This window comes from Maribacter taeanensis (assembly GCF_047345145.1).
Lineage (GTDB): Bacteria > Bacteroidota > Bacteroidia > Flavobacteriales > Flavobacteriaceae > Maribacter_C.
On record NZ_JBLFER010000002.1, the window covers coordinates 935410 to 961003 of the forward strand.

Annotated in this window: 17 protein-coding genes; 10 read left to right on the top strand and 7 right to left on the bottom strand. The window is 38.0% G+C overall.

All coding sequences use genetic code 11. The features are described 5' to 3' along the window. Positions 1-14: 14 nt before the first annotated feature. Positions 15-1154 carry a hypothetical protein gene (locus ACKWCD_RS09900; RefSeq protein WP_413983785.1) on the bottom strand — a complete coding sequence of 380 codons (1140 nt, stop codon included), beginning with the start codon at positions 1152-1154 and terminating at the stop codon, positions 15-17. Positions 1155-1708: 554 nt separating this feature from the next. On the opposite strand from ACKWCD_RS09900, the gene ACKWCD_RS09905 reads away from it, so the two are divergent. The 9 genes from ACKWCD_RS09905 to ACKWCD_RS09945 all read left to right on the top strand — a co-directional run bounded on the left by ACKWCD_RS09905 (position 1709) and on the right by ACKWCD_RS09945 (position 15468). Then, positions 1709-2113: a hypothetical protein gene (locus tag ACKWCD_RS09905; RefSeq protein ID WP_413983786.1), complete on the top strand. Its 405-nt coding sequence runs from the start codon at positions 1709-1711 to the stop codon at positions 2111-2113. Between the two features lie 484 nt (positions 2114-2597). Next, complete coding sequence (locus tag ACKWCD_RS09910) at positions 2598-4007, top strand: GspE/PulE family protein (RefSeq protein ID WP_413983787.1); 1410 nt, start codon at positions 2598-2600, stop codon at positions 4005-4007. Between the two features lie 3 nt (positions 4008-4010). Continuing rightward, positions 4011-6272, top strand: a complete 2262-nt coding sequence (locus ACKWCD_RS09915) for a type II secretion system protein GspD (protein WP_413983788.1) — start codon at positions 4011-4013, stop codon at positions 6270-6272. A gap of 23 nt (positions 6273-6295) precedes the next feature. Beyond that, the gene (locus ACKWCD_RS09920; protein ID WP_413983789.1) at positions 6296-7486 is read left to right on the top strand and encodes a hypothetical protein; all 1191 of its coding nucleotides are present in this window, start codon (positions 6296-6298) and stop codon (positions 7484-7486) included. After that, on the top strand, positions 7479-7991 hold the full coding sequence (locus ACKWCD_RS09925; RefSeq protein WP_413983790.1) for a hypothetical protein: 513 nt from the start codon (positions 7479-7481) through the stop codon (positions 7989-7991). The genes ACKWCD_RS09920 and ACKWCD_RS09925 overlap by 8 nt, the downstream gene beginning before the upstream one ends. 121 nt (positions 7992-8112) lie before the next feature. Next, positions 8113-9327, top strand: coding sequence for a DNA polymerase IV (dinB, locus tag ACKWCD_RS09930; protein ID WP_413983791.1), 1215 nt, complete (start codon positions 8113-8115; stop codon positions 9325-9327). Positions 9328-9362: 35 nt separating this feature from the next. Then, positions 9363-9734 carry a four helix bundle protein gene (locus tag ACKWCD_RS09935; RefSeq protein ID WP_413983792.1) on the top strand — a complete coding sequence of 124 codons (372 nt, stop codon included), beginning with the start codon at positions 9363-9365 and terminating at the stop codon, positions 9732-9734. Between the two features lie 84 nt (positions 9735-9818). Beyond that, complete coding sequence (locus tag ACKWCD_RS09940) at positions 9819-12863, top strand: DNA polymerase III subunit alpha (protein ID WP_413984128.1); 3045 nt, start codon at positions 9819-9821, stop codon at positions 12861-12863. A gap of 310 nt (positions 12864-13173) precedes the next feature. Then, a complete protein-coding gene (locus tag ACKWCD_RS09945) occupies positions 13174-15468 on the top strand; it encodes an FdhF/YdeP family oxidoreductase (protein WP_413983793.1) in 2295 nt (764 codons plus the stop codon). A 1-nt stretch (position 15469) separates the two neighbouring features. Here the strand turns inward: ACKWCD_RS09945 and ACKWCD_RS09950 are convergent, their stop codons facing one another. The 6 genes from ACKWCD_RS09950 to ACKWCD_RS09975 form a co-directional block, all read right to left on the bottom strand. Next, positions 15470-16648 carry an acyl-CoA dehydrogenase family protein gene (locus ACKWCD_RS09950; RefSeq protein WP_413983794.1) on the bottom strand — a complete coding sequence of 393 codons (1179 nt, stop codon included), beginning with the start codon at positions 16646-16648 and terminating at the stop codon, positions 15470-15472. A 58-nt stretch (positions 16649-16706) separates the two neighbouring features. Further along, positions 16707-17414 carry a tRNA1(Val) (adenine(37)-N6)-methyltransferase gene (locus ACKWCD_RS09955; protein WP_413983795.1) on the bottom strand — a complete coding sequence of 236 codons (708 nt, stop codon included), beginning with the start codon at positions 17412-17414 and terminating at the stop codon, positions 16707-16709. A 43-nt stretch (positions 17415-17457) separates the two neighbouring features. Next, complete coding sequence (locus tag ACKWCD_RS09960) at positions 17458-17808, bottom strand: four helix bundle protein (protein WP_413983796.1); 351 nt, start codon at positions 17806-17808, stop codon at positions 17458-17460. Positions 17809-17843: 35 nt separating this feature from the next. Next, the gene (locus ACKWCD_RS09965) at positions 17844-19271 is read right to left on the bottom strand and encodes a sulfatase family protein (protein WP_413983797.1); all 1428 of its coding nucleotides are present in this window, start codon (positions 19269-19271) and stop codon (positions 17844-17846) included. 82 nt (positions 19272-19353) lie between these two features. Beyond that, positions 19354-19881: a ribosome maturation factor RimM gene (gene rimM / locus ACKWCD_RS09970; protein WP_413983798.1), complete on the bottom strand. Its 528-nt coding sequence runs from the start codon at positions 19879-19881 to the stop codon at positions 19354-19356. A 15-nt stretch (positions 19882-19896) separates the two neighbouring features. Beyond that, positions 19897-20511 carry a 30S ribosomal protein S16 gene (locus tag ACKWCD_RS09975; RefSeq protein WP_413983799.1) on the bottom strand — a complete coding sequence of 205 codons (615 nt, stop codon included), beginning with the start codon at positions 20509-20511 and terminating at the stop codon, positions 19897-19899. Between the two features lie 603 nt (positions 20512-21114). Here ACKWCD_RS09975 and dnaE point away from each other — a divergent pair. After that, complete coding sequence (dnaE, locus tag ACKWCD_RS09980; RefSeq protein ID WP_413983800.1) at positions 21115-25500, top strand: DNA polymerase III subunit alpha; 4386 nt, start codon at positions 21115-21117, stop codon at positions 25498-25500. The last annotated feature ends 94 nt before the right edge of the window (positions 25501-25594 follow it).

The window sequence follows — 25594 nt, forward strand, 5'->3', positions numbered from 1 at the left end:
ACTTTTATGAGAGGTTATTCTTTTGGCGATTTCATCTTCTCTAACTTTGACAACCTGAAGAGAAGCTCTTTATTTAATTCTTTTTGTGCTTTGGAGACCTTGTCCTGCTCTAAAACATAAAGGGTAAGCTCCTCAATTTTCTCGAGCAGTTTCATTTCCATGGTACCTAGTTCGACACCTTCGGTTTCCATTTTCAAAGCAGAAGGAATATTAGGCAAATGGCCGTGCTTGTCAATATGATTTTGAACTTCTTCTAGAGAAATCAAATTGTAATCTGATTTAAAGACATAGTCAGGTGCTGGTACAGAAAGGTCTACCCGTACTTCTTCAGCGTGTATTTTGCCTTTTACAGTTAGCGCCTCATCAGGGCTTGTGGTTTTGATACCTACATTACCGGCTACATAATTGATGTCACTTCCTGAGGTTTCCCAAACGGTGTCTCCCCCTCCAGGGGTAGTACCTGGATTCAACATTTGAGGAATGGTGGGTTCCTGTCCGTTTTCTTCGTATACAGTTGGGTTCCAGTAAAACTGTCGATCATTCGTATTGGTATCATAGAATAAATATGCTCTATGTTTTAACCTTGCAGCACCATTTGAGAATTTAAAATCACGTATACCGTTTACTACTTTTACCCCACTTACAGGGTCATAAACCCCTCCTCGAACAGTTTGACCCGTATGACCACTGTTATTGATATAGCCTATTAATAGATACCACTTGTCTAATACGGGTAGATCGCCGTACCAGAAATACGCATTTGAGCGAGGAGCACCATCTAAATCTAAGGTTGCGTTTACATTAGCACCATCACGGGTATAGAGTCCGAAATAGGTTCTACCATCAGATGAGTTTGTTTTTTTTATCCAAACAGAGAAACGGTAGTTTTTAGTGTGGTCGATGTTGTACCAACTTCCATTCCATCCACCATCTCCGTTATTGGCTGCGTCGGGTACTGCTTTCCATAGTACTGCATTATCACCATGGGGGTTGACTCCGATTTCACGAACATTTTCAGCATCGGTGCCTAATCTTGAAAAGCCAGGTGCGGAACCAGTACCCACAGACCATGTAGAAGGGTCTAAGATATTGTTCTGAGAATAGCCCATAAGGCTTGAGATAAAAAGAAGTTGAACTAAGAGTAATTTTTTCATGAGTAAAGGTTTATAGTATTTTTGAAAGCTTTTTTAGTTGTGTAGGCTATTCTTGATTCAAGAATAGCGTTAATTTATTTTTAGAAGTTCTGTATTTGTAAAAAGTTGAAGATTTAGGACAATTTTTTTGTTATTGTATCTATTGGTAAAAAGTTTGAAATTGTAGTGCTGTAGATGGTCTCTTTCACCGAAGAGATTTGAGGTAGAGCGGGGGTTAAAAATTAAATGTGCCAAAGGTATTGGTTGGTGTTTTGGTTGCGTTCGTTGCAGAAAAAAGGGACTTTCTCGAACGAGTAATGAAGATATAAAATATTTACAAACTGCAAAAGAAATAAAAATTAAAATGAATAAAAGGATTACAAACAGAGTACGAATGATAAGCCGCATATTTATTAATTCTTATAAGAGAGTAGTGTTCATGGCTACAAAGTAGTATTTGAATAAATGTTGTTTTCGACAATTATTTTTTATATTTCAAGGCTAATTTCAAAATAAATAAGAATTAACAGGCTTTTTTGAAATACAGTTTTAACTTCGTGAAACTTATTAAACTTATGTTCTTAAAGAAAAAAATTCCCGCAATTAACCTACAAGAGATGTTAATAGTATTGGCTATTATCGGAATTCTTTTGTTATTAGCATTACCTAACCTAATGCCCTTGATTACTAAGGCAAAAAGTGTAGAAGCACAAATACAACTCAAGGCAGTTTTTAATGCCCAGAGTACATATCGTTACATGTATAGTAAGTACAGTGCCGATTTTAATGAACTTGATTTTGAAGCTCCGAAGACCATTAAAGAAAATGGTACAGCGAACTATACGTATCAAATTATAAGTGCCGATAATGCTACATTTAAAGCAAGAGCTGAGGCTATTACAGATTTTGATGGAGATGGCATTTTCAATGTTTGGGAAATAGATGAAAATGGTACTCCAAAGCAAATTGTAAAGGATTGACCATTGCTTTAAAGATCTTGATTATTGTTTGTTGTGCCCTAATCTGTTATCAAGATTTTAAGGAACGAATGGTCTTTTGGTTTTTGTTTCCCATATTAGGTCTTGCATTGAGTTTCCTTTTTTTTCAACAAACCACTTTATCTTTTTTTTTAATTAGCATAGCAACGAATATGCTGCTGATTACATTAATACTTGCAATTCTTTTTGTGTATGCGCAGTTTATACTAAAAAAAACATTTATTAATAATAGTCTTGGAGTAGGAGATATCCTAATCTTTTATGCTATTGGCATGGGTTTTCCGCCGATTACTTTTATTGTGTTATTTGCGGGGGCCATTTTTTTTTCTTTAATTTCCTATTTGGTACTCAAGAAAAAATTTCAACTCCCTACAGTACCTCTTGCAGGCTTTATGGGGTTGTATCTAATACTAGTGCTATTGACTAGCATGCTTTTTAAATCACCTTCGTTTTATATCTTGTAAAAATGTCGACTGACTATAAAATACCCGTTCATCTTCAACAACGCATTAATGCTGAACAGGCGTTTCATTATCGTATTGTGCCTTTTGACGAGCAAAACGGATCTTTATTTTTTAGAACAGATAGTGCTTCGCCAGAAACGCTTTCGGCAGAACTTCAAATTGTGCTAAATACTAATGTGATTTTAGAACCTTGTGAAACTGCAAAACTTCAAGATTATCTAACGGCCAATTACCGTCAGTCGGTGAACAAAGAAAATAGTGATCTTAGCTACACACCTGATTTCTTAGAAAAAATATTGTTCACTGCAAAAGAAATTGGGAGTAGCGATATTCACTTTGAGCCCTATGAGACGCGATGCAGGATTCGCTTTCGATTAGATGGTAAATTAGTAGAACAATTCAACATACCCATCCGTGAGTATCCAGTTATTATCAATAAAATAAAAATAAAAGCTGATTTAGATATTTCAGAGAAAAGACTGCCTCAAGACGGTCGAATTACAGTGAAATCTTCAAATGATGAATTTGATATTCGAGTATCATCCCTGCCCACTCTTTTTGGCGAAAAAATAGTACTGCGTATTCTAAGTAAAGATGCCGCTGCTTTAGATATCACTGATTTGGGTTTTACCGATGAAGAACTGCGCATTTATAAAGAAGCCGTGCGAAAACCGAATGGAATTATTTTAATATCTGGCCCTACCGGTTCTGGAAAAACAACAACACTTTATGCTACTCTGAAATTGTTAAACGTTGCTGAAACCAATATTCTTACTATAGAAGACCCAATAGAATATACTTTAGAGGGTATTAATCAGGTGCAATTAAAAGAGAATATCGGCTTAGATTTTTCGAAAGCCTTACGCACATTTTTAAGGCAAGACCCTAATGTAATTATGGTGGGTGAAATACGAGATGTTGATACGGCAAATATGGCGATTCGAACAGCACTAATTGGTCGTTTGGTTTTATCTACGATTCACACGAATTCAGCATGGGCAACGATTTCTCGTTTGATTGATATGGGTATACCATCCTTTCTTATAGCTACAACTTTGAACATGAGTGTAGCACAGCGTTTGGTAAGAAAATTATGTACGCATTGTAAAGAGAAAGAAAAAGTATCAGCTGATTCATTTCCCGACGCTTTTGTTCCACCGCAGTCAATGACAGATCACTATGTTGCTAAAGGATGTACGCATTGTCACCATACCGGTTACAAAGGTAGAAAAGCGATTTACGAAATTATCCCCATTACAAAAGAACTGGTATTACGTATTAAGAATAATGCGATGCAAATCGATGACTATTTGGAGGAGAATAAAATTGTTACCTTACAACGGAATGCCTTACAAATGATTCAGAATGGAGAAACCACCATTGAGGAAGTGTATTCACTGCTAACCAATTAAGAAATGAAAAAGAAATTGTTCTTCGCCTTTTTGCTATGCTCCCTCTATTTTTATGGGCAGGAAGAAAGTAGAATTCAAAATATTAAAAACAACCTAGAATCTTTGGCTGTTGATAATACCGGCCTTACCGAAAACTTGAAACTCGATATCAATGTTACTAATGTAAGCCTAACCAATTTTTTGCTCGCGGTTTCAAGGGTGCATAAAATAAATATCAATTTAGATCAGAGTTTACAAGGAATTAATATTGTAAATAATTTCTCAAATGTAACCGTCGGTGACCTGCTTCTTTTTTTGGTTAAAGAATATGAATTAGATATTAGCTTTACGGGCAGTATTCTGTCCATTAGTCAATATGTTCCCCTTCCTCCTGAAATTATAGAACCCGAAGCTATCGTAAACTTCGATGCTATAAACAACATTATTTCTATGGATTTGAATGATGTGCCTTTGGAAAGCGTTTTTCGAAAAATTATCGATATCTCAGGTCAAAACATGTTGTATAATAATGGTATGGAAAGCATTCCCCTCAACCTATACCTGAAAGGTGTTCCTTTTGACACCGCTATGAAAAAACTTGCTGATATGAATGGCCTTTCTCTTAGTAAATCAAGAGAAGGTTTTTATCTTTTTGACCAACCAGAGAATCCTCAAAATGCGGCAGGAGCAAGTGCTAATTCGCGAGGTTCTTTTTCAAGATCTGCCGGTGGAAGTGATTTTAATTATGAAGTAATAGACTCACTTAAGCGAATTGTAACCGTTAATTTTGAGAATGTCCCCATTGCCGACGTGATCAATGCTATAAGTGATGACCTTCATTTAGATATTTACACAGCAACACCACTAGAAAAGGCTGGAAATATTACGTTCAAAGCCAAACAAATTTATTATGATGAGTTGTTAGAACGTATGTTCGAAAGTGGTACTAAAGTTTCTTTTTCTGGCAATTTGAATACAGCCAACACGGCCAGAACTACTGCAAATCAGAATAGATCTCAGAATACAAATCTATCACAATCGAACGCTTCAAGTGCTGCGCCCGTAAACTTTACATTCAAAAAAGAAAATGATGTCTACTTTTTCGGTACAGCAGATCAATTGAGTGTTCGAAAAGTAGAAGTAGTGCAGTTAATGCATCGTTCAGTTGAATTATTAGGAAACCCCCAACAATCTTCATTTGGTAATCGACGATCTGGAAGAACTGTCAATAGTGGTGTTAACTATTTAGGCGGTAATCAAGGATTCGGGAATAATCAAGGATTTGGAAATAATCAGGGGTTTGGTGGTAATCAAGGCTTAGGAAATAATCAAGGGTTTAATAATTCTAGAAGTCTTAATACCGGAGCTAGCTCTTTCGGAAATTATAATTCGGAAGCTGAGGCACTTGTTAATATCCTGCCGGATGATATCAAGGCTGATTTGGATATTCGAATGGACTTTGAATTAAATAGCTTTTTGGTTAGCGGTCCTGCTGCTAATATCAATCGCTTTCGAAAGTTTATTGCCGAAATAGATAAGCCGGTACCTGTTGTGTTAATAGAGGTAATGCTTATTGAAGTCAAGAAATCTTCTACTGTCGAAACTGGCATTAGCTGGGGAATAGGTGATGAACCTGTAAATACTAGTGGGAAGCTTTTCCCTGAGGCAGATGTTACCCTTGGTGCAAGTACTATAAACAAGATTATTGGCGGGTTTGACGGTTTTGGTTCTTTCAATATCGGAAAGGTAGTGCCTGAATTTTTTGCGAATATAAAAGCAATGGAAGCAAATGGGAACCTTAAGATACGATCTACTCCAAAATTATCTACTTTGAATGGGCATCGTGCTAATATGTCTATTGGTGAGACTACGTATTATGTGGTTACCAACCAAAACTTTTTTGGGTCGCAGATTCCTACTACTTCTGAAATACGTAATTATCAACCCATCGATGCTGAACTTGCGGTTAGTATAAAACCTTTGGTGTCAGGAAACGGACAAGTGACTTTAGAAATCAACGTGATACAATCTGATTTTAGTGGGGAACGTATTGAAGATGAAGCCCCTCCCGGACTCACTTCTCGAGAATTTAGTTCCATTATTCGTATGCAAGACCAAGACTTAGCCGTTCTGGGCGGCCTAGAAGAAAAAGTTAAAAATGACTCTGGCAATGGTGTCCCGTTTTTGGCACGAATACCAGTTATCAAATGGCTTTTTAGTAAAAAGAAACGAGAAGATTCTAAACAAAAGTTGACGATTCTTATTAAACCCACCGTAATCTACTAGTGTTAGATCGCATAAAAACATATTTGAACGAAGGCGATAATTATTATGGTCTTGAAGTGTGCGAATATGGGAATCGTATAGAATTTTATTTACTTCAAATACAACGTAAAAAACAAGAGCTTTTTATTGTTCAAGAAGAAGTCTTTACATCTATCAATGACCTTGTTGAGGTAATTCAAAAAGGAGTTCCCTTATTTTTGGTGGTCAACACGAGTAAAGTGTTGGTTAAAATTCTTCCTCCAACGACTGATACTAATCAAAAAGGATTGGTGCACAATGCTTTTCCTAATCTAGATTTTGATAGTTTTTATTACGAGTTGGTGAGAACGAATAAGAATTTAATTATTTCTATTTGCAGAAAAGAGCATATTGATAAATACCTCAAAGAACTTTCAGAGTTACAATTGCCCGTAAAGCATGTTTTTATTGGAATTTCTCCGATTTCAAATAGTCTGAACTATTTCCCTTCTGGAAAGCTATCACTCTCCAATACTGATTTGATTTTGAATGAAGGAGTAATGGAAAACACTTTACCACATTCGTCAGACGAGGTAGTAGTTCAAAAAGAATATCAGATCAATGGATTGAAAGTAAAAAATACATATCTATTGGTTTTTTCTGGTGTATTGGGACACTTATTGAAAAGTTTCAATAGTGATGGTAATTTAAAAGAAGTTAATTCCTATTTAGGAAATGAGTTCAAAAATAAGCGTCATTTTAAGCTCTTGTTAAGATCATCATTAGCGTTTGTACTTGGCCTTTTGTTTATTAATTTTTTGGTATTCAATTACTATTTTGAACAAGTAAATACTTTGGAAGAAACCTTAACGGTGAATAAAGCAAATAAAGAACAGTTAGTACAATTAAATGCTGATGTAAAGAAGAAAGAAGAACGGTTGAATGCTGTTTTAGCAATGGCAAACTCTAATACTTCAGAGATTTTAGATGAGTTAGCACAGAGTCTTCCTGTCTCTATATTGTTGAATGAAATACAGTATCAGCCTTTACAGAAACCTTTACGCGAATCAAAACCTGTAGTGCTAGAAAATAAAGTGCTTAAGATATCAGGTAAGGCTAGTAACAGTAATGATTTTTACAATTGGATAGCTGATTTGGAAAAGTTTTTATGGATAGATCGTGTAGAGACTACGGATTACGACTACAGCTCAAAGAATATTTCTGATTTTTCTATTAAAATAATCAGTAATGAGTAGTAAAACCAAAAATATAGTTTTGATTGGGGCTATTTTTCTGGTCTTGTTCTTGTGTTACCAGTTTGCAATATCAAATACATTGCGACTAAAAAATGAACATAATGTTTTACAGACAGAACAGAAATTGCTGGAGAATGCACCTGAGAAAATGGGAATACTGACCCAAAAGAAAATATATTATGATTCTATTTTGAACAAAATGAACTTGGGGAATACCTCTATAGAAAACAACCTCTTAAGGGTGATTACTCTTGAAGTCGAAAAGAACAACCTAAAACTCATAGATTTTAATGATCCTCACACTTTCGAAATTAATAGTAGTCAATTGAATACTTTTGATTTTACCTTAGAAGGTGATTTTACCGCTTTAGTAAAAACTATTTACGTTCTAGAGCAAAAACATACGTTTGGCGAAGTTGTGCACTTAAACTTCGAGAAAAAGAAAAACTACAGAACAAATAAAAATTATTTAACAGCTCGGGTTTTTATACAGAATATTGAGTAGTTGATTTAATAATCCTCCTCTGAATTTTTCAGCTCAAGGTATTTATTTGGAATTAAAAATGGAATATATCCAAATAAATGGAAATATTCCATAAATTAGCTATCCTCTTTTTAGGATAGCAATGACCAAAAACATTTTACATCTTGACCTAGATACTTTTTTTGTATCCGTAGAGCGCCTTTTAGACAGTCGTTTAGAGAAGAAACCTATTCTTGTCGGAGGCCTTAGCGACCGTGGGGTTGTGGCAGCCTGTAGTTATGAAACCCGGGGTTATGGCATTCATTCTGGTATGCCCATGAAAATGGCTAAGGAATTATGCCCTGAAGCGGTTCAGATTCGGGGCAATGCAGGTACATACAGTCAACATTCTGATAAAGTGACCGAAATCATAAAGGAGTATGTTCCTTTATTTGAGAAATCAAGCATCGATGAGTTCTATGCAGACCTTTCAGGAATGGATCGCTTTTTCGGTTCTTATAAATACGCATCTGAGCTTCGACATAGAATCATAAAAGAAACAGGACTTCCGATTTCTTTCGGACTATCGGCGAATAAAGTAGTTTCTAAAGTGGCTACAGGTGAGGCCAAACCGAACAATCAATTGAAAATTGATTACGGACTAGAAAAGACTTTTTTGGCACCACTCTCCATCAAGAAAATACCCATGGTGGGTGATAAGACTTATCAAACACTTCGAAATCTTGGGTTGCGAAAGGTGGGTACTGTACAAGAAATGCCTATGGATGTTATGCAACGCGTACTAGGTAAAAACGGAACCGTTATTTGGAAACGTGCTAATGGTATCGATCATACTCCTGTAATCCCATTTTGGGAACGCAAATCAATTTCCAACGAACGCACTTTTGATAAAGATACCATCGATGTTATAAAATTAAGGGGCTTATTGATTGCGATGACTGAAAATCTGGCGTACCAATTACGAAGAGGTGAAAAGTTGACTGCCTGTATTTCAGTGAAGATTCGGTATTCTGATTTCAATACCTATTCAAAACAAATACGTATTCCGTATACCAGTGCGGACCATATCTTGATTCCCAAAATCCTGGAACTATTCAAAACACTTTATAACCGAAGATTGTTAGTGCGATTAATAGGTATTCGATTTACGCATTTGGTCAGTGGAAATTATCAAATCAATCTATTTGAAGACACCGAGGAAGCCTTGAACCTCTACCAAGCGATGGACCATATTCGAAATCGTTATGGCGATAAAAGTGTCGTGCGTGCATCAGCAATGGGAAAGAATACGATTGGGCGAATGCATAATCCGTTTAATGGTCAGCCGCCTATTGTACTGGCGCATCGAAAACAATGATAAAATTCCAAATTCCAAAACCCAAATTCCAAAAAATGGAAAAACAGAAAGTTTACAATTTAGAAGAGAGGACATATTTATTTGCTAAGGAGTGTAGACTTCTAGTAAGGTCTATACCTAAAACCCTGAGTAATATCGAAGATGGTAAACAACTTATAAGGGCATCAGGTTCGGTGGGAGCAAACTATATCGAAGCTAATGAAAAGCTAGGGGATAAAGATTTTTTAATGAGACTCAAGATTTCCAGAAAGGAGGCTAAAGAAGCACAATATTGGCTTAGACTACTAGGGGATTTGAATGGTGCATCCAAGGCAGAAATAGATGAACTCACTCAAGAAGCTCTTGAGTTGAGAAATATTCTATCGTCGATTCTAAAGAAGCAAAATTCTTCGAAAACTAAACAATAATAATTTCTATATGAGCATCATTTGGAATTTGGGTTTTGGAATTTGGGTTTTGGAATTTGGAATTTGGAGTCTGGTACTTGTACCATGTACCTAAACTGCCACACATACTACAGCCTCCGCTTCGGAACATTTTCCGAAAAAGAACTCCTGCGCCTAGCTCAAGAAAATCATGTTACACGATTGGTATTGACCGATATCAACAATACCTCTGCCGGACTCAACTTTGTGCGATTGGCTCCTGAGTATAACGTAGCACCTATTTTGGGTATCGATTTTAGAAATGGCGTAGATCAATGTTTTGTGGGTATCGCCAAAAACAATGAAGGGTATCTTGAGTTGAACAATTTTCTCTCTGAGCATCTACATGAAGATAAAGAGTTTCTTGCTTCCGCCCCTGAGTTTCAAAACGCTTATGTAATTTATCCCTTTGAGAAGGTCTTGCAAAATGAAATGTACTTCTTTAAACCCAATGAATTTATTGGAATATCTATTGCCGATTTACGAAAATTGCCTTTTTCAAGACTGTCAAAATTGAAAGACAAATTAGTCGTGCAGCAAGCTGTTACGTTTCGTACGAAAGCCGATTTCAATGCGCATCGATTGTTACGTGCAATCGATAATAATACATTATTGAGTAAACTCGAAAAAACTGAAGAGGGTAATGAGAATGAAAAGATGTATTCTATTGAAAATCTAGCTAAAGCCTTTTCTGAATACACCTTTATTCTTGAGAATACAGAGCGATTGATGAATTCCTGTTCCATTCATTTTGATTTTTCTAAAGAGCGGAAACCTCAGAACTTAAAAAATTACTTGGACAGTCGCGAAGAAGATGAAAAACGAATCGAAGAACTTTGTCAAAAAGGTTTACCATATCGCTACCCAGAAGGAGGTGAAGCTGTTGAAAAGCGTTTGAAAAAGGAGTTGGATTTGATTAAAAAAATGGGTTTTGTCTCTTACTTTTTAATCAATTGGGATATCGTTTCCGAAGCCCGTAGAAGAGGTTTTTTCTATGTGGGAAGGGGTAGTGGCGCCAATAGTATTGTAGCGTATCTTTTGAGAATTACTGATGTCGACCCCATGGAACTCGACCTTTACTTCGAACGATTTATCAACCTCTATCGAGCCAATCCACCAGATTTTGATATTGATTTTTCCCACCGCGACCGGCCTGTAATGACGAAATACATTTTTGATCGTTTTGAAAATGTAGCCTTACTAGGAACCTACGTAACCTTCAAATGGAAGGGAATGGTGCGTGAATTGGGTAAGGTATTCGGATTGCCTAAGGATGAAATCGATACCCTTAGCGAAGGCAATTTTCAATCCTCCCGATTGGATAGTATTTCTGCCTTGGTGGTAAAATATACGCAACTTCTTGAAGGAATGCCTAACTATCTGAGCATTCACGCAGGAGGAATTCTCATCAGTGAGAAACCGTTGCATTGGTTTTCGGCTACACATTTGCCGCCTAAGGGCTATCCGACTACACAGTATGATATGGTCATTGCCGAAGATGTAGGTCTTTATAAATTTGATATTCTAGGGCAGCGAGGCTTGGCAAAAATCAAGGAGACAATGCATTTATTGCAAGAAACACGTCCCAACGAATTTGCGCAATGGGACATTCATGATATTAAAAGGTTCAAGAGCGATCCAAAAATCAATGACTTGGTAAAAACAGCCCAATGTATGGGTTGCTTTTATGTGGAATCCCCAGCCATGCGAATGTTACTTAAAAAGTTAGAAGTCGATAATTACTTGGGATTGGTCGCAGCAAGCTCCATCATTCGCCCTGGGGTGGCAAAAAGTGGGATGATGCGAGAATATATTTTGCGCCATCGCAATCCCGGTAGAACGGAGGAAAAAGCACATCCGGTGATGCTTGATATTATGCCTGATACTTACGGAGTAATGGTATATCAAGAAGATGTAATCAAAGTAGCGCACCATTTTGCGGGACTCGATCTCGGAGAAGCTGATGTGCTTCGGCGTGGTATGAGTGGTAAATTTCGCTCGCGAGAAGAGTTTCAAAGAGTAGAAGAAAAATTTATCGATAACTGCCGTCAAAAAGGCTATGACGACAAACTCATTTTTGAAATATGGAATCAAGTCGCCAGCTTCGCAGGCTATGCATTTGCGAAGGGACATTCTGCTTCTTATGCTGTTGAGAGCTATCAAACCTTGTTTTTGCGAGCCTATTTCCCCTTGGAATATATGGTGGCCGTGCTCAACAATGGTGGTGGATTTTATCGTTCGGAATTCTATATTCATGAAGCTCGTATGTTAGGCGCTAAAATTCATGCCCCTTGCATCAACAAAAGTTTTGCATCCAATTATATCTATGGAAAACAATTGTATTTAGGCTTTATGTATTTGAAGGAACTAGAAGCCCGTGTCATAGAACGCATCCTAAAGGAAAGGATGACTAATGGAACTTTTATTTCTCTAGAAGATTTCTTAGATCGTGTTTTGATATCCGTAGAACAAGTAAGCATACTTATTCGCATAAACGCTTTTCGATTCACAAAAACCAACAAACACGAACTCTTATGGAAAGCACATTTATTCCTAAATAAGAATGTAAAGATTGATCATCCGAAGTTGTTCAAACCCAAGCATCAGAATTTTGAAATCCCTAAGCTACATTCGACCAATTTAGAAATGGCTTTTACGCAATTAGAATTGTTAGGTTTTTGTTTGTGTTCTCCGTTTGAATTGTTGGCAGAACTCCCAAGAAATAGTACTGGGAGTAAAGACCTTCAGCTTTATTTAGGGAAGCATATTGATATTTATGGTTATATAGTCACTGTTAAAAATACCAGCACACATAATGGTAAGAAAATGCATTTTGCAACTTTGGTCGATCAACAAGGAGCCGTTTTTGATACGGTACTTTTTCCGCCCGTGGCTGCTAAATATCAATTTCGGGGTAGAGGTATCTATCGGTTCTATGGTAAGGTGGTAAGCGAGTTTGGTTTTTTGAGTATCGAAGTAGTCAAAATGCGAAAAGAAGATTATATACCTGACCCTAGATACGCTGATATGAAGACAACTACTCGAGAGTTAGGCTTTATACGAAAGAATAGTTCTTCATCTGAAGAAAAATCTACACCAGAAGAAGTATGAGTTTCCCTCCTAATAAGGAGGGATTAAGGGAGGTGTTTTTAATGAAAATAACATAAACTAAAAAGAGCTCCGTCTTTCGATCGGAGCTCTTTTACGAGAACACTATATGAAAATGAAAAAATTTACTTCTTAATTACACTCCAAAGATATAGAGACACTACAGTTTGAGAAAAGAAATGATGCGTAGCAAGGCAAAGTTGTGGTGAGCGCCTATGATTTTGTTTTTTAACCTTTCAAAAGGAGATTATTCTTCGCAATTCATCCGTTTTATAATCGATTAAATGTAATTTTAAGTGTACAATTCGAAACTATGGCTGAGAATTTCAAAAGAAACGTTTCTATACGAGGTAATCAAGACTTTACGGATATCAAGCTGAAAGAACCAGTTCGTATTGCTGCTGGGGCTTTGGGAGTCAAAGAAGCACTTCGTCATAGCTTTAAAGAAATGGGAGTGGTTCGCTCTATGAAGGCTTTGTTGGACATGAACCAACAAGACGGATTTAGTTGCCCGAGTTGTGCATGGCCGGACCCTGAGAAACCTTCTAAAGTTGCTGAATATTGTGAAAATGGAGCAAAGGCGTTGGCCGATGAGGCAACGACTTCACATATCGGAGCCGAATTTTTTGCAAAACATTCCGTGGAGGAACTTTCACAACTGACCGATTATGAATTGAATAAATTCGGGCGCATCATAGAACCAATGGTTTTAAAAGAGGGTAGCATTCACTATGAACCAATCTCATGGCAAGAGTCCTACGATCTGATTTCCGAAGAACTAAAAAAACTAGATTCTCCCGATGAGGCTATTTTTTATACTTCGGGACGTTCAAGTAACGAAGCTGCTTTTTTGTACGGAATGTTCGCTCGCGCTTTCGGAACAAACAACATGCCTGATTGTTCGAACATGTGCCATGAATCAAGTGGAGTGGCGTTGAGTGAAACCTTGGGAATTGGAAAAGGTTCAATCAAGTTAGAAGACTTGTATGAAGCTGAGGTGGTTATTGTTGCAGGCCAAAACCCTGGCACAAATCATCCAAGAATGTTATCTGCCTTGGAGAAATGCAAGCAGAATGGGGGTAAGGTGATAAGCATCAACCCACTAAAAGAATCTGGACTCGTAAACTTCAAGAATCCGCAGCACTTAAAAGGATGGATTTCTGGTGAGGATATTGCTGATTTGCATCTTCCAGTAAAAATCAATCAAGATATTCCGCTGATCAAATTGATGCTGATCAAATTGGCCACTTTAGATGCTATCAAAAAAGACATCTTCGATCATGAATTTTTGAAAACCTATGTTGATGGTTACGAATCATTATTGAATGATTTGAAAACCTATGATGAAAGAATGCTTTTGGAACAAAGTGGGGTTGCCTTGGAAAAAGTGAATGAAGCGGTCAATTTACTTGCTAAAAAGTCCAAAATAGTAGTATGTTGGGCAATGGGTTTGACTCAGCATAAAAACGGAGTAGAAAACATTCGTGAATATGTGAATCTGCTTTTATTGAAAGGAGCTATTGGTAAACCTAATGCGGGTACTTGTCCCGTTAGAGGCCATAGTAACGTACAAGGTGATCGTAGTGTGGGAATCATGCATTTTGTGAACAAAGAACTGAATGAAAGAATAGAAAACCATTTGGGTTTTGTTCCTCCTTCTAAAGAAGGTTACGATACCGTCGGCGCTATGGAAGCGATGCATGAAGAAAAGGCCAAAGTTTTTATGTGCTTAGGCGGGAACTTTCTAATGGCAGCTTCTGACACAGAATATACGGCGAAGGGAATTCAGAGTTGCAATCTCACTGTTCAAGTGAGTACTAAGTTGAATCGGACCCATCTGGTAACTGGAAAGACTGCTTTGTTACTACCAACTTATGGACGCTCTGAAAAAGATATGAAAAATGGAAAGCTCCGTCATATTACTATTGAGAATAGTATGGGTCAAGTGCGTCAATCACGCGGACTTCTTAAACCAGCTTCAGAAAAAATAAAAAGTGAACCAGATATTATCGCCGAATTAGCACACACATTTTTCGAAGGAAAACATGCAATGGATTGGAAAGGATTGGGCGAGAACTACGAGCTCATTCGTGAAAAAATAGACCAAGTAGTAAAGGGCTTTAGTAATACCGAAAGGCAGTCTAAGGGAGCTGGCTATTATTTGCCAAATAATGTTCGTGAATTAGATTTTAGCAAACTACCAAACGGGAAAGCTCAGTTGACTATCAATAAAGTGCCACAACACAAATTGAATGCAGATGAATATATGTTGATGACCATGCGTTCGCATGACCAATTCAACACAACCATTTATGGATTAGATGACCGTTATCGCGGAGTGTACAATGAGCGAAGAGTACTTTTTATGAATCCTGAAAATATGAAATCGGCTGGTTTGAAAAAGTTAGATGTAGTTGATATTACAAGTAAGTATGACGGAATTGAAAGAACGGCGCATAAATTCAAGGTGATTCCATATGCAATTCCAAAAGGAAATTTAGGGGCTTATTTCCCTGAAACAAATGTATTAGTGCCGTACAATCATTTCGCAGATAAGAGCAAAACTCCGATTAGCAAATCGATTATAGTGACTTTAAAAAAGGTCTAGACTATTTAAAAGCAGCGTGCCCCGTAATATCCATCCCCGTAATCAACAGATGTATATCATGAGTACCTTCATAGGTAATCACACTTTCAAGGTTCATCATATGGCGCATGATGCTGTATTCACCAGTAATGCCCATTCCACCTAAAATTTGTCTTGCCTCACGCGCAATTTTGATGGCCATATCGACATTGTTTCGTTTTGCCATTGAAATTTGAGCCGTTGTAGCGCGACCTTCATTTTTAAGTTGACCTAATCGAAAAGCTAGTAATTGGGCCTTGGTAATTTCGGTTATCATTTCTGCCAACTTCTTTTGTTGCAATTGAAATGCTGCAATAGGCTTTCCAAACTGAATACGTTCTTTGGCATACCTCAAAGCAGTATCATAACAGTCCATTGCTGCACCGATAGCACCCCAGGATATTCCGTATCGCGCAGAGTCTAAACAACCAAGCGGAGCACCCAATCCAGATTTACCTTCCAATAAATTCTCTTTAGGTACTTTGACGTCCTGAAAAATCAGTTCTCCAGTTGCGGATGCACGTAAAGACCATTTGTTATGAGTTTCGGGAGTTGAAAATCCTTCCATGCCACGTTCAACGATTAGTCCGTGAATGCGTCCTTCTTCGTTCTTTGCCCAAACTACGGCTACATCACAAAACGGAGAATTCGATATCCAAAGTTTTGCACCATTCAATAGATAATGATCACCCATATCTTTGAATTTGGTTTCCATTCCTCCAGGATTTGAACCGTGGTTTGGCTCTGTCAATCCGAAAGAACCCATCCATTCACCAGAAGCTAATTTGGGTAAATATTTTTTGCGTTGTGCTTCATTTCCGTAAGTATATATAGGATACATCACCAACGAAGATTGCACGGATGCAGTAGAACGAACCCCACTGTCACCCCGTTCGATTTCTTGCATGATGAGTCCGTAACTTATTTGGTCTAATCCAGCCCCACCATATTCCTCAGGAATATAGGGTCCGAAGGCTCCGATTTCGGCCAATCCACCAATAATTTGCTTCGGAAATTCAGCCTTCTGAGCATACTCTTCTATAATAGGAGAGACATCACGTTTCACCCATTGACGGGCAGCATCGCGCACCAAAAGATGTTCTTCAGAAAATAAATCGTCTAAATTGTAGTAATCAGGAGCTTCAAATAAATCTGGTCGCATAAATCGCAATTTTTATCAAAGGTAATTAATAAAAATATAACAATAGTACGACTAAATGTTACATTTTTAAATAGAAGGCTTTGGTCAATTCTTGGTAGGGTAACGTGTATTCGTGTCGTTTTATTTCAATAGTTAGTTCGTCTTCTGAGAGTTCACTTTCCTTAAAACTAAATTCCAAAAGACTTCTTTTAATTTCCGCGGATGGATTTCCTTTAACTCGTAAAATTCTATTAGGAAAAAGTCCAAAGGAAGTTGCTAATCTTATAAAAGATATTTCTTCTTTATGAGGAATTATGGTTGCAAAAAGTCCGTCCTTGGCAAGTAATTTTGAAACTCCTTCCAACAATTCATCAAAAGGAAGGGATTGATTTTGTCTTGCTGTATCTCGGGAAGTATTTCCACTTGAAACATCCTCAGCATAAAATGGCGGATTGGAAATAATCAAGTCATAGGGTTCGTCAATCTCCTCAATGAACTCATCTAAACCAGCGTGATAGCAAAAAAGGCGATCTGCCCAACTAGAGGCTTCAAAATTTTCAACACATTGCTCGTAGGCATCTTCGTCTATTTCTAGAGCTTCAATATTATCTGCTAAGGTTCTTTGAGCTAACATCAATGAAAGAATTCCCGTGCCAGCACCAATGTCTAAAATAGAAGCAGGTTTATTTTCTATGCTTGCCCAAGCGCCAAGTAGAACTCCATCGGTACCCACTTTCATGGCGCAACGATCTTGATGAATCGAGAACTGTTTGAATTTAAACGACATGTAAATTCCAATTAAAAAAATCCAAATTCCAAAAATGGATGATTTAAACTTTATTGATAATAGCGGAAAGTATTTTTCTTAATTCTTCTGCTTCCTTAATGAGTGTTTTTATATCGACTGCTGAATCATTGTTTAAGTCAGAGAGTAAACGTAACCAATACTTAGATTCTTTTGCTTCTTTTCTTGAAATTTTAAGGCGAAATTTTAAATCTTTATCGCCTAATTTTTCGTTTGCTTCAATATAATTTGCACCTACAGATCCAGAGGACTTTACTAACTGTTTTCCATCTTCAATATTAGAAATAGTTTTTGGTAATTTACTGACTAAAAATCGACAATCTCGAGCAAACTCATAGGTTCTTTCTTCAAGATTGTAAGTTTTTTTATCATTCATAAAACACTTGGAATTTGGAATTTTTTTGTTGGAATTTAATCTAACCTTCCAGGTTCTCTTGTTTCCGAACCTTCCAGTTCTAATAAAGAATCGCCTAATCTAGAGCGCATCATATTGGCCAGTAGTTTGATTTTTTCTACAACTTCCGGATTTTTTTCTGCTACATCTTTTGTCTCACCAATATCGTTGACCACATCATACAATTCAATCTCTTCCATATCAATCATTTTGTAGTCGCCCGGTAACCCGTCTTTGCCTAGTTCCTGACCATTCATGGTACGATAGCGGTGCGGAAAGTACAATTTCCATTTGCCATAACGTACTCCAAACAATTCATTTACACGGTAATAAAAGAAATAAGCTTCTTGCGGGCTTTCTTTTGATTCACCCGTCAACACCTTCCAAACACTTTTTCCATCAATAGTTTTCAGGGGAAGTTCAGCATCCGTGATTTCCGCGATTGTGGGAAGCATATCAATTGCCATCACAGGTATATCCAATACTTTCCCAGCTTCCAGTTTATTGGGATATTTCATGATAAAAGGTTCGCGCTGGCCGCCTTCCCAAGCGGTTCCTTTGCCTTCTCGAAGGGGAAAAGCACTTCCGGCATGATTTCCATAGGACAACCACGGACCATTATCCGAAGTAAAAATAACGATAGTGTTTTGTTCTAATCCGTTGGACTTTAAAGCTTCCATAATTTGTCCAACTGACCAATCGATTTCCATGATGACATCTCCATATAAACCTCTATCCGATTTTCCTTTGAACTGATCCGAAACGAATAAGGGGACATGCGGCTGCGGATGTGGCACATATAAAAAGAAAGGATTGTCCTTATTTCGATTGATAAAATCAACACTGCGTTCTGTAATCTGAGTGGTTAATTGTGATTGCTCAATCAAAGTATCTATTACCGTTTCGTTTTCATATAGCGGTAAATCAGGGAAATTGAAAACCGGTCCTTGCTGAGGATGAAAGGGCCACATATCATTTGAATAGGGAATGCCGAACCATTCGTCAAATCCATGTCGGGTTGGCAAAAACTTTTCGTGATGCCCCAAATGCCACTTTCCATAGATAGCAGTTTTATACCCTTTTTCTTTTAGCATTTCTGCTAATGTAGTTTCCGAAGCATTTATACCATGCGTATTACCAGGCCCTAAAGCGTTATGAATTCCAATACGATTGGGGTAGCATCCTGTTAGGATTCCTGCGCGTGAGGCCGAACATACTGCCTGAGCTGAATAATAACTTGTTAGTTTGATTCCATCGGCCGCCATCTGGTCTAAATTTGGTGTAGCGATATCATCTGCGCCAAAAACCCCGACATCTTGATAGCCTTGGTCATCGGTGAAAATCAGAACGATATTTGTAGGTTGGTTGGTTTTTGACTTTATAGCCTCTTTTTGTCCGCAAGAGAATACAAGAAGTATTAAAATGGGAAATAAAAATCTATGCATTTTTGAGAATCCTGATTTAATTTATCCTTCTAAAGATAAAGTAAATAATTTTTCGATTTTGAGTATGGTCAGGTTTGAGAATCTAAGAAAGATATAAGTCTACCAATCCCTCCGGAGTGGTTACATGAATTGTTTGGTCTTCACGAACTACTTCGGTGATAATGTCATCATTAATCGGAATCAACAATTGTTTGTCTCCTTTTAAAATTTCAAAAAGGGCTTGAGAAGTAGTGTCGTTGATACTCTGAATAACTCCGATATCTCCGTGAATATCATCAATAACTTTGAAACCAATAACTTCGTGGAAGTAGAATTTGTTTCCAGTAAGTTTTGGTAAAAATGAAAGTGGCAGGTAGAGTTCAGAACCCATAATCTTATCGGCATCGTCTTCTGAATTTACTTCTTCAAAATCGATGCGCAGCAACTGCGACTTATGCAATCGGCATTTAGTAATAAAAAATGGAACCAGATTGTTACGTAGTGCAACAAAAACTGATTCCATATTATCGTATAATTCAGGTTCGTCAGTATCGATTTTTACGAGTACTTCACCCTTAAAACTATATTTTGAAACGATTTTGCCTAGGTAGAAACAGTCTTCCTTTCGCATCGCTTCTAAAGTATGTTATTCTTCTTCTGAAGATGCAGCAGGTGCAGCCTCTTCCTCTTTTGCTTCCTCAGCAACAGGAGTTTCTTCGGTTGCTGTAGCTTCAGCAACTTCCTCAGCTGCAGCCTCAACAACTTCTACTTCTGCCTCAGTAGTTTCACCTTCAGCAGCTTCTGGTAATTCAGCTTCCGCTGCCGCCAATGCCCGTTTTTCGTTCACTTCTTTTTCAGCTTTTAAGGCTGCAGCCTTTGCTTCCGCCTTAACTTTATCTAACCCGCCGATTTTAGCTTCAACCGCTTTTTCTTTTTCAGCCATCCAAGCAGCGAATTTTTCTTCAACTTGCTCTTCCGTTAATGCACCTTTACGAAGTCCACCTAACAAGTGATGCTTCAAGAGCACTCCTTTGTAAGATAAGATAGCTCTTGCCGTATCAGTTGGCTGTGCACCATTCTGCAACCATTGTACAGAATTATCCAAATTTACTTCGATTGTTGCTGGGTTGGTGTTAGGGTTGTAGATTCCTAATTTTTCCAAGAATTTACCATCTCTTTTAGCACGTGCATCTGCTGCAACGATCCAATAAAATGGTTTTCCTTTTTTACCGTGTCTTTGTAATCTAATTTTAACTGGCATATCACATTAATTTGTAGGGTGCCCGACCCTGATTATTAATACTAAATCTATTTCTGTCATTCCGGCGAAGGCCGGAATCTTTTCAATATCGCTTAAAGGTTTCTTTTACGCTTTTCATTAAGCGGATGCAAATTTAAGACTTCTATTTGAATTTACAATAACTATTTGTTAAGAAAAACAACTCAAATTATGGGTTGTTAAACACATACTAAACTTCGTTAAAATTTATGATTGCTTCTTTTTCTTACGTAACTTAGAGAAAAGCGAGAACGCTTTTTAAATGGAGGCTTTGAAAAAAGCCCCAAATCTTAGAGAAATCCAGATGCGTGGGGTGTCTGGATTTCTGTATTTTTATGATCTTCAACCTCGTTAATAACTCCTAACAACTCCCTTTTTTCGAACTAGGGCTTTTATGTATTTTTAGCGGTACTTTTTGAAACACAAATTCCAATGAAATAAATCCCAAATTCCAACCATTTCTTTTTGGAATTTGGTGCTTGAGATTTGGAATTTCTTTGTAGCGAGATTTAACTAAATGATAAAAAGATTCCCGTCTTTACTGAAATGACTTCAGCACGGGCGCGGGAACGGAAAATAAAATATATGTTTCTCATCTTCGATACCGAAACCACAGGTCTTCCCAAAAACTGGAATGCCCCCATTACCGACACCGACAACTGGCCGCGTTGTATTCAAATCGCTTGGCAGTTGCATGATGCGATGGGTAATGTGGTGGAACATCAAGATTATTTGGTGCAACCAGAGGGTTTCAATATTCCCTATGATGCTGAAAAGATTCATGGTATTTCTACGGAATTGGCAGCACAAAATGGGATTCCTTTAGCTGAGGTTTTAGAGAAGTTCAATGCAGCCATGGTAAAGACCAAATTCATTGTTGGTCAGAATGTTGGTTTTGATTTGAACATTATGGGGGCGGAGTTTCATCGTTTGGGTGTTGAAAACCCCTTGCAAGAACTCCCAGTTTTAGATACTTGTACGGAGGAAACAGCTACGCTTTGTCAAATTCCCGGAGGTCGTGGTGGAAAGTTTAAGCTTCCTACTTTGACGGAATTGCATCAACATCTTTTTGGGGAACCTTTTGGAGAGGCGCACAACGCGACTGCTGATGTTGAAGCTACAACTCGATGTTTCTTGGAGCTTATCCGAAGAAAACATTATTCCCTTGAAAAATTAGACGTTCAGCCTGATTATTTTGAGAATTTCTCTGAGGCGAATCCGCAGACGATTGAATTAATCGGACTCAAACATATCAACCTGAAAAAAGCGTCCAAGAAAATTGCTGATGCGCTTTGGGAGAAAGATACCGGTGGTGCATCTGAAGAAGAAATCACAGCGAATATTCAGTCGCTTGAAGATGCTCCATTTGCGCACTTGCATAACCATTCACAGTTTTCGGTTTTACAATCTACCATATCGGTAAAGGATTTGGTGAAATCTGCTGCAGAGGCTAAAATGCCTGCTGTTGCTATTACCGACCATGCCAATATGATGGGCGCATTTCATTTTGTAAAAGCGGTAAAAGCAAATAATGCCGCGGTCAAAGAACGAAATGCAGAAGCTATTGAAAAAGGGGAATTGCCCACAGAGACCGAAATCAAGCCTATTATTGGCTGTGAGTTTTTTGTTTGTGATGACCATACGAATAAGAGTGTAAAAGATTATGGCTATCAAATCGTATTGTTGGCCAAGAACAAAAAAGGCTATCACAATCTGGCAAAAATGTCTTCCATTGCTTATACTGATGGATTTTATTACGTACCGCGTATCGACCGAAAGGTTATCGAGCAATATAAAGAAGACATCATTGTTCTCACTGGAAATTTATACGGCGAGGTACCTGGAAAGATTCTCAACGTAGGAGAAAAACAGGCGGAGGAAGCCTTAATCTGGTGGAAAGAACAATTTGGCGACGATTTATATGTCGAAATTATGCGTCACGGACAGGAAGATGAAGACCGTGTAAATCAGGTTTTGATTCCGATTGCTAAAAAGCATCAGGTAAAAATGGTGGCAAGTAATAATACCTATTACTGTGCAAAAGAAGATGCTGACGCACATGACATTCTATTGTGTGTAAAGGATGGTGAAAAGCAGGCTACACCAATAGGAAGAGGTCGCGGATATCGCTACGGATTGCCGAATCAAGAATACTATTTCAAGTCGCAAGACGAGATGAAGGAGTTGTTCAAAGACCTTCCGGAATCAATTTTGAATGTGCAGGAGGTTCTTGATAAAGTTGAGCCGTATGAATTGGCACGGGATGTATTGTTACCCAAATTTGATATTCCCGGGGAATTTAAAGTTGCTGAAGACGCTGCGGATGGAGGCAACCGGGGTGAAAATGCCTATTTGCGTCATATCACCTATGAAGGTGCTAAAAAGCGTTATGGCGAAATTACGGATGAAATTCGAGAACGCATTGATTTTGAATTAGATACGATAAGAAATTCAGGGTATCCTGGGTATTTTTTGATTACGGAGGATTTTATTCGCGAAGCCCGAAATATGGATGTTTCCGTAGGTCCCGGTAGGGGTTCTGCTGCAGGTTCCGTGGTGGCGTATTGCTTGACCATTACCAATATTGACCCGCTAAAGTATAATCTCCTTTTTGAGCGATTTTTAAATCCGGAACGGGTGTCCATGCCAGATATCGATATTGATTTTGATGATGAAGGTCGCGGTCGCGTTATGGATTATGTCATCAAAAAATATGGCTCAAACCAGGTGGCTCAGATTATTACTTACGGTACCATGGCTGCAAAGTCATCAATTCGTGATACGGCACGTGTGTTGGATTTACCCCTTGGTGATTCCGATAGAATAGCCAAGTTGATTCCCACCATGTCAAAACTCAATAAGATTTTTGGGAAGTCCGATGCAGAACTTAAAAAGCAATTCCGTGCTGATGATTATGATAAGGTAAATCAACTTTTGAATATTGCCGAAGGCGATGATTTAGAAGGGCAAACCTTAACAATGGCTCGAACGCTTGAAGGTTCTGTTCGAAATACCGGTATTCATGCTTGCGGGGTGATTATTACTCCCGATGATATTACCAATTTTGTTCCGGTTGCTACTGCGAAAGATTCTGATTTATATGTGACGCAGTTTGATAACTCGGTCGTAGAAAGTGCGGGCTTGTTGAAGATGGATTTCTTGGGATTGAAAACTTTGACCTTAATTAAAGACACCGTCAAGATTGTAAAAGCCAAGCACGGAATCGAATTGGTGCCAGATGATTTTCCCCTGGATGATGAAAAGACCTATGAGCTTTTCCAAAGAGGAGATACGGTAGGGATATTCCAATACGAATCTCCAGGAATGCAAAAACATATGAAGGATTTAAAACCCTCCGTTTTTGATGATTTGATTGCGATGAATGCTTTGTATCGCCCAGGTCCAATGGAATATATTCCTGATTTTATCCAACGTAAAAACGGAATGGCGGAAATCAAGTATGACTTGCCAGATATGGAGGAATACTTGAAGGAAACCTACGGTATTACAGTTTACCAAGAGCAGGTGATGTTACTTTCCCAAAAATTGGCAGGTTTCTCCAAAGGTGAGGCAGATGTACTTCGAAAAGCCATGGGAAAAAAGATTTTTGCGGTACTAGCGAAAATGAAGCCCAAGTTTTTAGAAGGAGGTGAAGCGAACGGACATCCGACAGAAACCCTAGAAAAAATATGGAAAGACTGGGAAGCTTTTGCGGCCTATGCGTTTAATAAAAGTCACTCTACCTGTTATGCCTATATCGCATACCAAACAGCTTATCTGAAAGCCCATTACCCTGCTGAATATATGGCTGCGGTATTGAGTAATAACATGAACGACATCAAGCAGGTGACTTTCTTTATGGAAGAATGTAAGCGTATGGGGCTTGAAGTTTTAGGGCCTGATGTCAATGAATCGTATTACAAGTTTGCCGTTAATAAAAGAGGAGCAGTGCGTTTCGGAATGGGAGCAATCAAAGGCGTGGGTCGTTCTGCGGTTGAGACTATCGTAGAACATCGTAAAAAGGATGGAAATTTTGCCTCCGTCTTTGATTTAGCAAAGCGCATCGATTTGCGTTCGGCGAACAAAAAGGCCTTTGAGAATTTGGCAGTTGCTGGCGGTTTCGATTCCTTCGGAACAACACATCGCGCGCAGTATTTCCATACGGAAGGCGATAGTATCACTTTCTTGGAAAAGGTCATTAAATCTGCCGCAAAATATCAAGAAAATAAGAATTCTTCCCAGATGGATATGTTTGGGGGAATTAGTGAAGCGCAGATTCCCGAACCTGAAGTCCCGCCTTGTGAGGAATGGGGTACGATGGAGAAACTCCGAAGAGAAAAAGAAGTTGTGGGTATCTATATTTCAGGACATCCATTAGATGACTTTAAAACAGAAATCAAAGCCTTTTGTAATGCTAGCATTTCCCATGTGAATGAAATGGAAAACTACGTAAATCGAGAGTTGACTTTGGCAGGTGTTATTACAGATGTACAACATCGTATTTCGAAAAACGGAAAGGGCTGGGCGATGTTCACTATGGAAGATTACACGGATTCGTATGAATTTCGAATTTTTGGGGAGGAGTATTTGAAGTTCCGTCATTTCTTGATGATAAACTCGTTCGCCTATGTCAAAATATTTATAAAAGATGGCTGGGTCAATCGTGATACAGGCAAAAAAGGTGACCCGCGAATGCAATTCAATAGCTTTATGTTACTGCAGGAAGTAATGGAAGCCTATGCAAAAAAGCTAACTATAAAACTGGATATTAATAATTTACAGGAAGAAAGGGTACGTCAATTGAAAGATACCCTGGTAAGTCATAAGGGGAATCACGCTTTGAATTTTGTGGTATATGAGATGGAAGAAAAGATAAAAGTGAATCTATCCAGCAGAAAACAGAAGGTTCAAATTTCAAGTGAGCTTTTACATCAGTTAGAAGAAGATGAGGTGCATTACAAATTGAATTAAATAGGGCATAACATCAATAAATTCCCTTGATGATGCAATAATCAAAACGTATTAAAGGTTAGTAAGTAAAGCGAACAATATTTGACTAACTTTG

Coding starts and splice junctions, on each gene's coding strand:
- ACKWCD_RS09900 (WP_413983785.1), bottom strand. CDS start 1,154: ATGAAAAAATTACTCTTAGTTCAACTTCTTTTTATCTCAAGCCTTATG.
- ACKWCD_RS09905 (WP_413983786.1), top strand. CDS start 1,709: ATGTTCTTAAAGAAAAAAATTCCCGCAATTAACCTACAAGAGATGTTA.
- ACKWCD_RS09910 (WP_413983787.1), top strand. CDS start 2,598: ATGTCGACTGACTATAAAATACCCGTTCATCTTCAACAACGCATTAAT.
- ACKWCD_RS09915 (WP_413983788.1), top strand. CDS start 4,011: ATGAAAAAGAAATTGTTCTTCGCCTTTTTGCTATGCTCCCTCTATTTT.
- ACKWCD_RS09925 (WP_413983790.1), top strand. CDS start 7,479: ATGAGTAGTAAAACCAAAAATATAGTTTTGATTGGGGCTATTTTTCTG.
- dinB (WP_413983791.1), top strand. CDS start 8,113: ATGACCAAAAACATTTTACATCTTGACCTAGATACTTTTTTTGTATCC.
- ACKWCD_RS09935 (WP_413983792.1), top strand. CDS start 9,363: ATGGAAAAACAGAAAGTTTACAATTTAGAAGAGAGGACATATTTATTT.
- ACKWCD_RS09940 (WP_413984128.1), top strand. CDS start 9,819: ATGTACCTAAACTGCCACACATACTACAGCCTCCGCTTCGGAACATTT.
- ACKWCD_RS09945 (WP_413983793.1), top strand. CDS start 13,174: ATGGCTGAGAATTTCAAAAGAAACGTTTCTATACGAGGTAATCAAGAC.
- ACKWCD_RS09950 (WP_413983794.1), bottom strand. CDS start 16,648: ATGCGACCAGATTTATTTGAAGCTCCTGATTACTACAATTTAGACGAT.
- ACKWCD_RS09955 (WP_413983795.1), bottom strand. CDS start 17,414: ATGTCGTTTAAATTCAAACAGTTCTCGATTCATCAAGATCGTTGCGCC.
- ACKWCD_RS09960 (WP_413983796.1), bottom strand. CDS start 17,808: ATGAATGATAAAAAAACTTACAATCTTGAAGAAAGAACCTATGAGTTT.
- ACKWCD_RS09965 (WP_413983797.1), bottom strand. CDS start 19,271: ATGCATAGATTTTTATTTCCCATTTTAATACTTCTTGTATTCTCTTGC.
- rimM (WP_413983798.1), bottom strand. CDS start 19,881: ATGCGAAAGGAAGACTGTTTCTACCTAGGCAAAATCGTTTCAAAATAT.
- ACKWCD_RS09975 (WP_413983799.1), bottom strand. CDS start 20,511: ATGCCAGTTAAAATTAGATTACAAAGACACGGTAAAAAAGGAAAACCA.
- dnaE (WP_413983800.1), top strand. CDS start 21,115: ATGTTTCTCATCTTCGATACCGAAACCACAGGTCTTCCCAAAAACTGG.